Consider the following 13274-nt stretch of genomic DNA (forward strand, 5'->3'; position numbering starts at 1 on the left):
GTTGTACCTGGGATGCGACAGATTAACCTTTCTTAACGCGCGCCTTTTCAGCCTTCACTTTTTCCGCCAGATCCCGGGCAATCGCAAAGGCGCCTTTGATTTTATCTGCGGTCTTTGCCCAGTCACGGCGCACAACGATTTTGTTGTCGCGGATCTTTGCCAGACCATTCTGCGCCTGCACAAATTCCACAAGCCCCGTGGGGGACGCAAACTTATCGTTGTGGAACTGGATCGTCGCGCCCTTCGGCCCGCCATCCAGTTTCGCGATCCCTGCCCGTTTACACATGGCTTTGATACGCACAACCAGCATCAGTGTGTTGACCTCTTTCGGGAGTTTACCAAAGCGGTCAATCAGCTCGGCTGCAAACCCTTCCAGTTCAACCTTGGTGGTCAGCCCGGACAGGCGACGATACAGGCCAAGGCGCACGTCCAGATCCTGAACGTAAGCTTCCGGGATCAGCACGGGCACGCCAAGGTTAATCACCGGTGACCATTGGCCGTCATCATCCGTCAGGCCTTCCATCTGGCCGGATTTGATCTTGGCCACGGCTTCTTCCAGCATGCTTTGATACAGCTCATAGCCGACTTCGCGCATCTGGCCGGATTGTTCTTCGCCAATCAGGTTGCCCGCACCGCGAATATCCAGATCCTGGCTGGCCAGCGTGAAACCTGCGCCAAGGCTGTCAAGGCTGCCAATCACCCGCAGACGTTTCTGGGCGGTTTGGGTCAGCGGCATACGCGGGCGTGTCGTCAGATAGGCGTAGGCCCTTGTTTTCGAACGACCAACACGCCCCCGGATCTGGTACAGCTGCGCCAGACCAAACATATCGGCCCGGTGGATGATCATTGTGTTCGCGGTTGGGATATCGAGGCCGCTTTCGACAATGGTTGTGGCCAGAAGCACATCATATTTGCCGTCGTAAAAGGCGTTCATGCGATCATCCAGTTCACCCGCTGCCATCTGGCCGCTGGCGGTGACAAAGCTGATTTCCGGCACGTGATCGGTCAGGAAATCTTCGATCTCTTTCAGGTCTTTGATGCGCGGCACAACATAAAAGCTTTGCCCGCCGCGATAATGTTCGCGCAACAGGGCTTCGCGGATGGTAACGCCGTCAAATTCGCTGACATAGGTGCGGATCGCCAGGCGGTCGACGGGCGGTGTGCCAATGATTGACAGTTCGCGAACACCAGACAGCGACATCTGCAGGGTGCGTGGGATTGGTGTTGCGGTCAGGGTCAGCACATGCACATCTGAACGCATGGATTTCAGGCGTTCTTTATGGGTCACGCCGAAATGCTGTTCCTCATCAATAATCATCAGGCCAAGATTCTGAAAACGAATGTTTTTCGCCAGAAGCGCATGGGTGCCGATGACAATATCAACGGTGCCCTCTTCCATGCCTTTGCGGGTGTTTTCCGCTTCCTTGGCCGTGACAAATTTCGACAGCTGGCGGACTTCGATCGGGAAGCCACGGAAGCGTTCAGAAAAGCTTTTAAAGTGTTGGCGCGCAAGCAAAGTTGTCGGCGCAATCACCGCGACCTGTGTGCCGGACATGGCGGCGACAAAAGCGGCGCGCATGGCGACTTCGGTTTTGCCAAAGCCAACGTCGCCACAAACCAGACGGTCCATCGGTTGACCTGAGGCTAGATCGCCCAGGACATCTTCAATCGCGCCCAGCTGATCTTCTGTTTCCTGATAAGGAAAACGCGCGGCGAAAGCTTCCCAGATTTCCTGAGGTGGTTCCATGATCTGCCCGGATCGCAGGGCACGTTCCGCGGCGATACGGATCAGTTTATCCGCGATCTGGCGAATGCGTTCTTTCAGCTTCGCTTTTTTCGCCTGCCAGGCCCCGCCGCCAAGCTTATCAAGCAGGCCTTCGTCGGCGCCAAACTTTGAAAGAAGTTCAATGTTTTCAACAGGCAGGAACAGACGGTCGCCACCCGCATATTCCAGCGCAATACAGTCATGTGGTGCGCCCATGGCAGTGACGGTTTCAAGCCCGTTATAGCGCCCAACCCCGTGATCGACATGCACGACCAGATCACCAGGGGACAGGCTTTGGGCTTCGGTCAGGAAGTTTTCGGCGCGGCGTTTGCGTTTTGGCGCACGGATCAGGCGATCACCCAGAACGTCCTGTTCAGAGATCACCGTCAGGCCAGGTGCTTCAAACCCTGCCTCAAGCGGCCAAATCGCAAGGAAAACCCCGCCTTCGCCTTCAGGAATGTCGCGGTAGTCTTTGATTTCTGTTGCACCGGTCAGACCTTCATCCGCCATCAACCCGCCAAGCCGTTCCCGCGCGCCTTCGGACCAGGAGGCAATCACCACCTGCCCGCCCTGGCGTTTCACCTGAATGTGATCTTTCAGGGCGCTGAAAAGACTGACGCTTTCAACCTGACGTTCGGGTGAAAAATTGCGCCCGATGCGACCACCGGAATCTGTCATGCCCGGTCCGGGTGCCTGTTGCAGCGGTGAAAGCTGCAACAGACGATGATCCTGCGCTGCGTCCCCAAAAGCATCGGCATCAAGATACATCATCGCCGGTGGCACGGGCTTATAGATCGTATCCATCCGATTGCGGTCTTTCATGGCAATCAAACGGGTTTCATACTGATCTGCGATCATGTCCCAGCGCGAGTCAATCATCGCATCCGCCTGGTCATCAAGGGCGATTGAGGCATCTGGCAGGTAATCAAACAGGGTTTCCAGGCGCTCATGAAAAAACGGCAGCCAGTGTTCGACACCGGCGTATTTCATACCTGCGCTTACATGTTCATACAGCGGATCATCGGTGCCGGCTGCGCCGAATTCAATGCGGTAATTCTGGCGGAACCGCGTGATGGCGGCGTCATCCAGGATGACCTCGGATACGGGCGCAAGTTCAATTTTATCAAGCTGTTGCGTTGTGCGTTGTGTGGCGGGATCAAAATGGCGGGCACCGTCAAGGATATCGCCAAAGAAATCAAGCCGCACGGGTTGTCCGCCTTCGCCACCGGTTGGCGGGAAAATATCAACGATGCCACCGCGCAGGGCGTAATCACCGGGTTCCATCACTGTCGATGTCTGTGAAAACCCCATGCGCACCAGGAAGTCACGCAGATGGGCTTCGTTCACCCGCTCGCCTACATTTGCGGTGAAACTGGCGTTTTGCAGGACCTCACGGGCAGGTATTTTCTGGGTTGCGGCCTTTAGCGTGGTCAGCAGGACAAAGGGCCCTTTTACGCCCTGGGCAAGCCCGGCAAGTGTTGCCATACGGGCGGCGGACATTGCGGCATTGGGTGAAATACGGTCATAAGCCAGACAGTCCCATGCCGGGAAATCCAGAACCGTCAGCTGAGGCGCAAAGAAAGCCAGTGCCGCACGCATTTGTGCCAGCCGTTTGTCATCGCGTGCAATATGCACAACCGGACGGTTCTTTTTCGAAATTTCCCGGGCGATCAGCAGCGCATCATAGCCTTCAGGTGCACCGCCCAATGTTACTTTTTCAGTTGCCATTTTCCTGCGCTCCTGGTCAAAATATCCGGATCAGATGCCCAGAACCATCGCTGAAATGTTCTGATACATGCCCCACATGGAAGTTACCAGAATAGAAAACATCCCGATCAGCTGTGTCTGAAAGCGCAGCCGTCCGAGATGGTTGATCAGGTCTGCCCTGGCAGGCGAATCCCGGTGTATTTCCAGGGCTTTGCGCACGGTCAGCAGGATCACGACAGACAGCGGGAACAGCAGCAGAAACAGCGCCTGGGAAAATTCCAGCCGGTAAACGAACCCCAGCGTAAACAGACTGCTGAGAAGGAAGAACAGAAAGCTCATCAGCCAGAGGCCTGACAGATCCGAGATATAGGTCATCCGGTTGATGTTCAGGCGCACCAGATCTTCCAGATCGTTCAATGCATCCCGGGACTGATCAGACTGTCCGTTGTTAAGCTGATTGCGGGCGCGCTGCACCACATCGTAAGGTACGCCAAGAACCCAGTGACTGGCAGAGGACCACATGACAGCGAGCACAATCCAATACCAGAGGTTGGAGAATGATCGCATGTCGATCAGCTCAAAAACACTGTCGTAGATATCCAACGGGACCTCATCAGTTTCGGTGACCTACCAGCGGATCGCCCGGGGTCTGAGGAATGCATAAGACAGCTTGAGCCTGCGTGCAATCCATGCGAACTCTTACGCGACGAAAAGAGGTTCACAATGACATCACCGATTGTTCCGCCCTTCCCTGCTTCCCGCCTGCGCCGTCTGCGTAAATCTGATGCGCTGCGCCGTCTGGTACGTGAAAATACGCTGACCAGCGATGATTTCATCTGGCCGGTGTTTGTGACCGCTGGCAAAGGTCAACGCGATGCGGTGGTATCTATGCCGGGTGTGGAACGCTTGTCAGTGGATCTTCTGGCACAGGCTGCCAAAGAGGCATACGCCCTGGGAATTCCGGCGATTTGTATCTTTCCTTACACCGACCCGGCGTTGAAGACGGAAGACTGCGCCGAGGCCTGGAACCCCGACAATCTGTCAAACCAGGCGATCCGTGCGGTCAAAGATGCGGTGCCTGAGATGCAGGTGATGACTGATATTGCGCTGGATCCCTATAATATCAACGGGCATGACGGTTATGTTGTGGATGGTCAGATTGTGAATGATCAGACGGTTGAGGCGCTTGTAAAAATGGGCCTTGCCCAGGCAGAGGCCGGGGCTGATATTCTTGGCCCGTCTGATATGATGGACGGGCGTATTGGTGCGATCCGCACAGCGCTTGAGGCGGAGGGACATCAGAACGTTTCGATCCTCAGCTATACCGCGAAATATGCGTCGGCTTTTTATGGGCCGTTCCGCGATGCGGTTGGCGCATCTGGTGCCCTGAAAGGTGACAAGAAAACCTATCAGATGGATCCGGGCAATTCGGATGAGGCCATGCGTCTGGTCGCACGTGACCTGTCTGAGGGCGCGGATATGATTATGGTGAAACCGGGAATGCCCTATCTGGACATATGCCAGCGTGCGAAAACTGAATTTGGCGTGCCGGTCTTTGCCTATCAGGTGTCCGGTGAATACGCGATGGTTAAGGCCGCCACACAAAACGGCTGGATCGACGGTGAGAAAGTCATGCTGGAAAGCCTGATGGCGTTTAAGCGCGCGGGCTGTGATGGCATTCTGACCTATTTCGCACCGGAGGCCGCGAAGATCCTGAACGGCTGATCGCAACAATTTCGCCACATTGATTTTCAATATGCGCCAGAAATGGGCTGATACCGTCGGTTTCAGTCCATTTTTGCTGTCGTTTTACCCAAAACTGGCCCTACCGCCCTTCCCTCACGTCAATCAGGCTGTGCGGATCAGAATAGTTCTGAAGGTACCGAAAGCTGGCGCAGATCAGCGGCACTTAATAAGTACAAACAGCGAGGGAAAACATGTCTAATACTGTTTTACTGGCCGTGGACGGAAGTGACGGAAGTCACCGTGCGACCGCCCATGCCATAGCGCGCGCAAAGCTTGGAGGGGCGAAAATCCTTCTGACCTATGTGATCGAATGGTCTGCCTATTCATTTAATACACCTGAAGAAAACGCACAGCGTCATAAGCGTCGTGAGCAGGAAATCGAGAAAGCCACTTCATCCGTTGTTGGTCCGGCCGCCGATCGTCTGCGTGAAGCGGGCATCGAGGTGGAAACCGTGGTGCAACATGGCCCGCCTGCGGAAACTCTGATCCGTCTGGCGAAAGAACATGATGTTGCCCAGATCGTTATTGGCCGACGTGGCGAAAGCGGGATCAAATCCCTGATTTTCGGATCCGTTGCGGGCAATCTCATTCAGACCTCGCCGGTTCCGGTCGTGGTCGTGCCATAAGGGAAAGGACATAAAATGAAACGCGTTCTGATGTCCCTTGTGGCACTTATTCTTTTCACCCTGCCGGCAACTGCCGGAATTGACGAAACCATTAACGACATTACAAAACCTCTGGCCTCTTTCATTGGCTCGGTTGTTTTTGTGAAAATCCCGCTGTTTGGCGCGCAACTGCCGATTGTTGTGCTTTGGCTTGTGATCGGTGCGGTGTTCTTCACCGTCTATATGGGCTTTATCAACCTGCGCGGCTTTGGTCATGCGATCAAACTGGTGCGTGGCGATTATGCGGATCCGAATTCATCCGGTGAAGTCAGTCATTTTCAGGCGCTTGCGACTGCCGTTTCCGGCACCGTGGGCATTGGTAACATCGGTGGTGTTGCTGTTGCGGTGACCGTTGGTGGTGCTGGTGCAACCTTCTGGCTGATCTTTGCTGGCCTTCTGGGCATGTCCACGAAATTTGTGGAATGTACTCTGGGTGTGAAATACCGCCTTGAAAATGAAGATGGCTCTGTTTCCGGTGGCCCGATGTATTACCTGGACAAGGGTTTTAATGAAATCGGCAAGCCCGGCCTTGGGCGCTTCCTTGGTGTGTTCTACGCGGTTGGTATCTGCATCGGTGCGCTTGGCATTGGTAATATGTTCCAATCAAACCAGGCCTATGTTCAGCTGAACACAGTGGCAAATGGTGCGCTGGACGGTCTGGGCTGGCTGGTTGGCCTGATCCTGGCGGCAGTTGTGTTTGCTGTGATCATCGGCGGGATCAAATCCATTGCCCGTGTGACTGAGAAAGTCGTGCCTTTCATGGCGGTGTTCTATTGTGTCTTCGCGATCATCGTGATCCTGATGAACTTCCCTGCCCTGCCTCAGGCGATTTCCAATATCTTTACCGGTGCGTTCACAGGCGAAGGCGTTGCCGGTGGTGCCCTGGGTGCATTGATCATTGGTTTCCAGCGTGCGGTCTTCTCTAACGAGGCCGGTATTGGTTCTGCATCTATCGCCCACTCTGCGGTGAAAACATCTGAGCCCGTGACCGAAGGCTATGTGTCCCTGCTGGAACCTTTCATCGACACGATTGTGATCTGTACGATCACAGCGCTGGTGATTGGCACAAGCCAGGTGGCAGACCCGAACTTTGCGGGTGATGCAACCGGTGTTGCCATGACATCAGCGGCGTTTGAACGCCAGTTCTCCTGGTTCCCGACACCGCTGGCGATTGCTGCCCTGCTCTTTGCTTTCTCAACCATGATCTCATGGTCGTACTACGGGCTGAAGGGCTGGACTTACCTGTTTGGCGAAGGCGAAGGCAGCCAGATGGTTTACAAAGTCATCTTCTGTGTCTTCGTGGCCCTGGGCTGCATGGTTCAGCTGGGACCGATCCTGGACATTTCTGATGCGCTGGTCTTCCTGATCTGTGTGCCAAACATCCTGGGTCTTTATTTCCTGGCCCCCATCGTAAAACGGGAAATGCAAAAGTATCAGGCCAAACTGGACAGTGGCGAAATCAAAAGCTTCCGTCACTGATTTTCCCTCCCGTTGCCTGAGAAGCCCCGCCGTTGTGCGGGGCTTTTTATGTGCGGGGTTTTGCCAGCCTGCGACATGTATAACGAATGCAGGTGACAGCTTACACGAATTGATCTACCTTGCGTTTAAAGGGTGAAAACACCCAATCTCAACCTGAGGCGGAGCAAAACATGAGCAATTCCCAAAACACATCCACGCGTCGGAACTTTCTGATTTCCGGTGCAGCCCTTGCAACCACCACAGCCTGTGGCAATGGCATCAGTTCTGGCGGGGCATCGCGTATTGATGCGCGTGTATCCCAGACCGTGCAGCATATGTATGCGCAATATCCCGGCACACGTGATCTGGCGCAGAAAGCCGTCGGCATGCTGGTGATGCCCCTGATCACCGAGGCCGGATTTGGCATTGGCGGATCTTTCGGCCGTGGCGCGTTGCAGATCAATGGGGCAACCGTCGACTATTATTCTGCAGCCTCCGGCAGCTTCGGCCTGCAGATTGGCGCAAAGCAGTTTGCCCATGTGTTGTTCTTTATGACCAATGAATCGCTTTATGACTTCCGCAACAGCCATGGCTGGGCGGCGGGTGCAGATCTGGAATATGCGGTGTCTGATCAGGGCGGCGATATTTCCACGGATACCACCACTGTGCTGTCCCCGGTGATTGCGGTGATCTTTGGCCAGGCCGGGTTGCATATCGGTGCCAGCCTTGAAGGCACAAAATACACCCGTATCATCCCTTAAATCCGGGAGAATACAGAAATAAGAAAGCCGCCCTTTCTATTGAAAAGGCGGCTTTTATTTTGATCAGAGCTTTTGCAGGCGTTTAAAAAGGCTGGATGTATCCCAGCGCCCGCCGCCCATTTTCTGAACGTCTTTATAGAACTGATCCACCAGTGCAGTGACCGGCAGGCTTGCGCCGTTTTCATCCGCGGCATCCATGCAGATCCGCAGATCTTTACGCATCCAGTCCACGGCAAAGCCGTAATCAAAGTGATCATCCAGCATGGTTTCATGGCGGTTCATCATCTGCCAGCTGCCCGCAGCGCCTTTGCTGATGACTTCAACAACGGCACGTCCGTCAAGGCCTTCTTTCTCAGCGAAATGCAAAGCTTCTGACAGGCCCTGCACCGCCCCGGCAATGGCAATCTGATTGCACATTTTGGTAAACTGACCAGAACCGCTTTCGCCGATCCGGCGGCAAATTCCGGCAAAGGCGTCAATCATGGGTTCCACGCGGTCATAATCGGCCTGCGCTCCGCCACACATGACGGACAGCACGCCGTTCTCGGCACCGGACTGACCGCCAGACACTGGCGCATCCACGAATGAAATGCCTTTTTGGGCCGCGATGTCATGCAGTTCTTTTGTGACCTTGGCAGAAACCGTGGTGTGGTCAACAAAAATGCTGCCTTCTGCCATGCCCGCGAAAGCACCGTCTTCCCCAAGACAGACAGAACGCAGATCGTCATCATTGCCCACACAACAGAACACCACTTGCGCATCCGCCGAAGCTTCGCGGGGAGTCGGCGCAAAATTGCCGCTATGTTCTTTTACCCAGCTTTCAGATTTTGCCGCTGTCCGGTTGTAAACCGTCAGCTCATGCCCTGCTTTTGCAAGGTGCCCGGCCATCGGATACCCCATCACGCCCAGCCCCAGGAACGTCAGTTTTGCCATGATCTTCCCCATTTCTTTGAATTGCTTTTCAGATGTCCATTTCGTAATGAAGTGGAAAGCTTAAAAGGTCAATTCCGGACGCTCCGGAAAACAATTACAGAGGCGGTCAGATGGCACGACTAATGCGCTGGACATATAGAATTTTTGTCTCAGCAGTGATCCTTTCTGCCGTGTCAGCGGTTCTGGTTTATTATCTCGCGACACGATCATTGCCTGAATATGATGCCGACTATTCGGTGACAGGTTTGTCTGAACCGATTGAGATCATTCGGTCCAACGCGGCTGTCCCGCATATCTTTGCCAGCAGTGACGCTGAGGCCTGGTTCGGGCTGGGGTTTGTACATGCGCAGGACCGGCTCTGGCAGATGGTTGTTGCCCGGCGGACGGCCCAGGGGCGTTTGTCAGAAGTCTTCGGTGAAGACACGGCTGATACGGATGAACTGATGCGCCGGATGGGTCTTTACGGCACGGCGCAGCAATCACTTGCGGTGCAGGATGAAGAAACGCTTGCTGTGCTGGAAGCCTATGCCGCGGGTGTGAATGCCTGGATTGATACAGTGAATGCTGAATCGCTCGGACGTGGTGCACCAGAATTTTTCTTCTACCCTTCAATCGTTGAACCCTGGCAGCCGGCAGACAGTATCGCCATGGTCAAACTGATGGCCCTGCGGATGTCTGGCGCTTTTGAACATGAAGTCCTGCGTGCCCGGATGGCTCTGTTCCTGACGCCGGACCAGCTTAAAGATCTTCTGCCGGACATTCCTGGCGACGCGGTTGCAGAACTGGACGCTGTCGGGTCTGCTGCTGTGTCACCTGCGCGGCAAAACCGTATAACAGATGTGCCTGATATGCGCGCGATCCCGGGGCAGGCAACTATGGCCTCTTCGTCTGATCTGACCTCACCGGATTTGCCCTTATCGCCCTTTCCGCATCGCGCGTTTGCTGGGGCGTCCAACGTCTTTGCGGCTGCTCCGTCCCGTTCAGCCACTGGTGCAAGCCTGCTTGCGAATGATCCACATTTCGATCTGACAGCCCCTGCCATCTGGTATCTGGCCCGACTGGAGCTTACCCGTGGCGGTCTGATCGGTGCAACAGTTCCGGGGATTCCCGGCATCTGGTCCGGACGCAATACAGATCTGGCCTGGGGCTTCAGTGCAAGCACATTGGATGATCTGGATATTTTTCTGGAAGAGCTGAACCCTGAAAATCGCAATGAATATGTCAGCCCGTCTGGCCCCCGCGAGTTCACCACGCGTGAAGAAACGATCCGCATTCGGGATGCTGCCCCAAGACAGATTACCCTGCGCTGGAGCGACAATGGCCCGATCCTGCCTGCCTGGCATTATAGTGTCGGGGATGTCACCCCGCCCAATCATGTCGCGGCGGTATCCTGGACCGCGCTTTCTCCGGCCGATACTTCTGTTGCGGCGATTATCGGCATTTCACAAGCGCATAGTATTGAAACTGCGATAGATGCTGGTGAGGCCATGATTGCCCCTTCCATCAATTTGACGATTGCGGAAAGCGGGCGTGTTGCGTTGAAAACCCTTGGGGCATTTCCCCGCCGTGGTTTCCGTCAGACCGGCCAGGGGCGTATTCCATCGCTTGGATCTATTGCGTTCAATCAGTGGCAGGGACGTTTGCCATATGACCAGAACCCAGAATTTGTTGATCCTGATGGCGGCATTGTCGGAAATACAAACAACAAAATTACAGATGCGCCCTTTCCCCGTCATATGACCTTTAACTGGGGCGACAGCCAGCGGGTGCAGCGCTGGAAGTTCCTGATGCAAAACCGCCGCGTACATACGCGTGACAGCTTTATTGATGTGCAGCTGGATGAAGTTTCCACCGCGGCCCGGACCCTGCTTGCGCTGGTCGGGGCAGAGCTTTGGTATAGTGGAACCCCTGCCCCGGATGGCACGTCAGAGCGACGCCGGCAACAGGCATTGGAACTGCTGTCTGTCTGGAATGGGGAGATGAACGAACATCTGCCGGAACCTCTGTTGTATGCAACATGGATGCGCCATCTGCAGGATCGCCTGATCCGCGATGATCTGGGCGATATGGCAGATGCGTTTACATCTGTGGAACCTCTGTTTCTGGAACGGGTGTTCCGTGACATTGACGGTGCGTCACGCTGGTGTGACATCGTGCAGACAAGCAACGTCGAAACCTGCCCTGATATGGCGCAGCTTGCGCTGGATGAAGCCTTGATCTGGATTGACGAGAACATCGGCGGCACGCCGGAAAGTCAACGCTGGGGCGATCAGCATGAAGCCTGGCAGGATCATTCTGTTCTGGGCGACAATGGTGTGCTGGGCTGGATCGTGAATATTCGTCAGTCCACCAGCGGCAGCGACGAAGCCCTGATGCGTGGCCGGATGATCGGCAGCGGTAAGAACCCTTACGCAAACGTACATGCCGCCAGCTATCGCGGTGTTTACGATTTTGCGGACCCCGACAGTTCGGTATTTGTCCTGTCCACTGGCCAGTCCGGTCACCCGCTGTCGCGTTTCTATGACAATCTGGGGGAACTCTGGCGGCGCGGTGAATATATCCCGATGTCTCTGGACCCGGAGCTTGCGCGCGCGGCAAATGCCGGGATCAGCGTTTTGACCCCGGCTGAGGCTTCAGAGTGATTTGAAAGCAAAAGCTTCCGGGATTTTTCAAAGTTCCCGGAAGCGTTTTTTCTGACGGGCGGTCCAGAGAAGATCCAGCTCGAACCCTTCCTCTGTCTGACGTTCCTCTTCAACCACGCCCTGATCAAAGAGCCAGGCGCGTTTGCGACCATCCGACCACGGCAACAGAAGGGTTTCTTCTGTCTTCGGATCGGTCAGCGCCTCTGACACCTGCGTCAGAAGATCATCAAGGCCGTGCCCTGTGACTGCTGAAATAGCGAAATGTTCATCAGATCGTTCCGCCCGGATTTGCAGCCCCTCACGCCCGTCTGCATCCAGAAGATCCAGCTTGTTCCAGACTTCAAACCGTTTGGTTTCCTCGCCAATTCCAAGGGTTGCAAGGATCTCTTCAACGTCTTTCGCCTGGGTTTCCGTGTCTGGATGCGAAATATCACGCACATGCAGAATGAGATCGGCACTCAGGACTTCTTCAAGCGTCGCACGGAAGGACGCAACCAGTTCTGTCGGCAATTCAGATATGAAACCTACAGTGTCGGACAGGATCACATCCTTGCCCGAAGGCAGTGTAACAGCCCGCATGGTTGGGTCCAGCGTGGCGAAAAGCATATCTTTCGCCATAACATCCGCACCGGTTAAGTGGTTGAACAACGTGGATTTTCCGGCGTTGGTATAACCGACAAGCGCAACAATCGGATAAGGCACTTTGGCACGGGCAGACCGGTGCAGATCACGGGTTTTGACGACTTTATCAAGCTGACGGCGCAGACGCACGATCTGGTCATCAATGGCGCGGCGGTCGGCTTCGATCTGGGTTTCCCCCGGACCACCAACAAAGCCAAGCCCGCCCCGCTGGCGTTCAAGGTGGGTCCAGGCGCGGACAAGACGTGTGCGCTGATACGACAGCGCGGCCATTTCGACCTGCAGCACGCCTTCACGGGTCTGGGCCCGGTCTGAGAAAATCTCAAGGATCAAACCCGTGCGATCAAGGATCTTCACGCCCCAGGATTTCTCAAGGTTGCGTTGCTGCACAGGCGTCAACGGCCCGTCCACAAGCACTAGCTCGACCTCCTGGTCAGCCAGCATATTGCCAAGTTCATTGGTTTTACCCGATCCAAACAGATAGCCCGGCCGCACTTTTGGCAGCGGGACAATTGTTTGCCCCACGACGTCCAGTGCAGGCAGCGCACGCGCCAGAGACACGGCTTCTTCAAGCGCGTGTTGTGGCGCGCGACGGGTGTCTTTGCGTGGATCAGATGATTTTATATCGGGGTGCAGCACCCATGCACGGGTTGGCTGCTCCTGTCTTTCAATGCCGCCCAAAGGTTACTCTTCTTCACCTTCATAGAGACTGATCGGCTGGGACGGCATGATTGTGGAAATCGCGCCCTTAAACACCAGCTGGGACTGACCATCGCGACGCAGAAGCACGCAGAAATTGTCAAACCAGGAGATCACACCCTGCAGTTTCACGCCATTGATCAGAAAGATGGTCACAGGAACTTTTGCTTTCCGCACATGGTTCAGAAATGTTTCCTGGAGGTTTTGCTTGTCGGCAGCCATAGGTTTTACCTTTTTTGTTGTTCTCGCCGGCCCGGCA

10 protein-coding genes are annotated in these 13274 nt (G+C 55.1%); 5 read left to right on the forward strand and 5 right to left on the reverse strand.

Annotated elements, in window-relative coordinates; all coding sequences use genetic code 11:
* Window positions 1-22 precede the first annotated feature (22 nt).
* Together mfd and H1D41_RS00975 are read right to left on the reverse strand one after the other, a co-directional pair.
* On the reverse strand, window positions 23-3493 hold the full coding sequence (mfd, locus tag H1D41_RS00970) for a transcription-repair coupling factor (RefSeq protein WP_228847156.1): 3471 nt from the start codon (window positions 3491-3493) through the stop codon (window positions 23-25).
* Window positions 3494-3523: 30 nt separating this feature from the next.
* Window positions 3524-4075: a component of SufBCD complex gene (locus H1D41_RS00975; protein WP_228847157.1), complete on the reverse strand. Its 552-nt coding sequence runs from the start codon at window positions 4073-4075 to the stop codon at window positions 3524-3526.
* 120 nt (window positions 4076-4195) lie between these two features.
* Between H1D41_RS00975 and hemB the strand changes: the two genes are divergently transcribed.
* From hemB to H1D41_RS00995, 4 genes are all read left to right on the forward strand, one after another.
* The gene (hemB, locus tag H1D41_RS00980; protein ID WP_228847158.1) at window positions 4196-5197 is read left to right on the forward strand and encodes a porphobilinogen synthase; all 1002 of its coding nucleotides are present in this window, start codon (window positions 4196-4198) and stop codon (window positions 5195-5197) included.
* A gap of 212 nt (window positions 5198-5409) precedes the next feature.
* The gene (locus H1D41_RS00985) at window positions 5410-5844 is read left to right on the forward strand and encodes a universal stress protein (protein ID WP_228847159.1); all 435 of its coding nucleotides are present in this window, start codon (window positions 5410-5412) and stop codon (window positions 5842-5844) included.
* A gap of 15 nt (window positions 5845-5859) precedes the next feature.
* Window positions 5860-7362 carry an alanine/glycine:cation symporter family protein gene (locus H1D41_RS00990; protein WP_228847160.1) on the forward strand — a complete coding sequence of 501 codons (1503 nt, stop codon included), beginning with the start codon at window positions 5860-5862 and terminating at the stop codon, window positions 7360-7362.
* 170 nt (window positions 7363-7532) lie between these two features.
* Complete coding sequence (locus H1D41_RS00995; protein WP_228847161.1) at window positions 7533-8102, forward strand: lipid-binding SYLF domain-containing protein; 570 nt, start codon at window positions 7533-7535, stop codon at window positions 8100-8102.
* A 63-nt stretch (window positions 8103-8165) separates the two neighbouring features.
* Here the strand turns inward: H1D41_RS00995 and H1D41_RS01000 are convergent, their stop codons facing one another.
* Window positions 8166-9035, reverse strand: a complete 870-nt coding sequence (locus tag H1D41_RS01000; RefSeq protein WP_228847162.1) for an NAD(P)-dependent oxidoreductase — start codon at window positions 9033-9035, stop codon at window positions 8166-8168.
* Between the two features lie 110 nt (window positions 9036-9145).
* Between H1D41_RS01000 and H1D41_RS01005 the strand changes: the two genes are divergently transcribed.
* Window positions 9146-11677: a penicillin acylase family protein gene (locus H1D41_RS01005; protein WP_228847163.1), complete on the forward strand. Its 2532-nt coding sequence runs from the start codon at window positions 9146-9148 to the stop codon at window positions 11675-11677.
* A gap of 27 nt (window positions 11678-11704) precedes the next feature.
* Here the strand turns inward: H1D41_RS01005 and hflX are convergent, their stop codons facing one another.
* Window positions 11705-12988, reverse strand: coding sequence for a GTPase HflX (hflX, locus tag H1D41_RS01010; RefSeq protein WP_228847372.1), 1284 nt, complete (start codon window positions 12986-12988; stop codon window positions 11705-11707).
* A gap of 12 nt (window positions 12989-13000) precedes the next feature.
* Window positions 13001-13237: an RNA chaperone Hfq gene (gene hfq / locus H1D41_RS01015; RefSeq protein WP_107495963.1), complete on the reverse strand. Its 237-nt coding sequence runs from the start codon at window positions 13235-13237 to the stop codon at window positions 13001-13003.
* Between the last annotated feature and the right edge of the window lie 37 nt (window positions 13238-13274).

The organism is Halocynthiibacter styelae, from assembly GCF_016123485.1.
Classification (GTDB): domain Bacteria; phylum Pseudomonadota; class Alphaproteobacteria; order Rhodobacterales; family Rhodobacteraceae; genus Halocynthiibacter; species Halocynthiibacter styelae.

What these genes read in the sequence shown, in the direction of transcription:
- H1D41_RS00995 (WP_228847161.1), top strand. Translation starts at nt 7,533, where the DNA reads ATGAGCAATTCCCAAAACACATCCACGCGTCGGAACTTTCTGATTTCC.
- H1D41_RS00985 (WP_228847159.1), top strand. Translation starts at nt 5,410, where the DNA reads ATGTCTAATACTGTTTTACTGGCCGTGGACGGAAGTGACGGAAGTCAC.
- H1D41_RS00990 (WP_228847160.1), top strand. Translation starts at nt 5,860, where the DNA reads ATGAAACGCGTTCTGATGTCCCTTGTGGCACTTATTCTTTTCACCCTG.
- H1D41_RS01000 (WP_228847162.1), bottom strand. Translation starts at nt 9,035, where the DNA reads ATGGCAAAACTGACGTTCCTGGGGCTGGGCGTGATGGGGTATCCGATG.
- H1D41_RS01005 (WP_228847163.1), top strand. Translation starts at nt 9,146, where the DNA reads ATGGCACGACTAATGCGCTGGACATATAGAATTTTTGTCTCAGCAGTG.
- hfq (WP_107495963.1), bottom strand. Translation starts at nt 13,237, where the DNA reads ATGGCTGCCGACAAGCAAAACCTCCAGGAAACATTTCTGAACCATGTG.
- hemB (WP_228847158.1), top strand. Translation starts at nt 4,196, where the DNA reads ATGACATCACCGATTGTTCCGCCCTTCCCTGCTTCCCGCCTGCGCCGT.
- mfd (WP_228847156.1), bottom strand. Translation starts at nt 3,493, where the DNA reads ATGGCAACTGAAAAAGTAACATTGGGCGGTGCACCTGAAGGCTATGAT.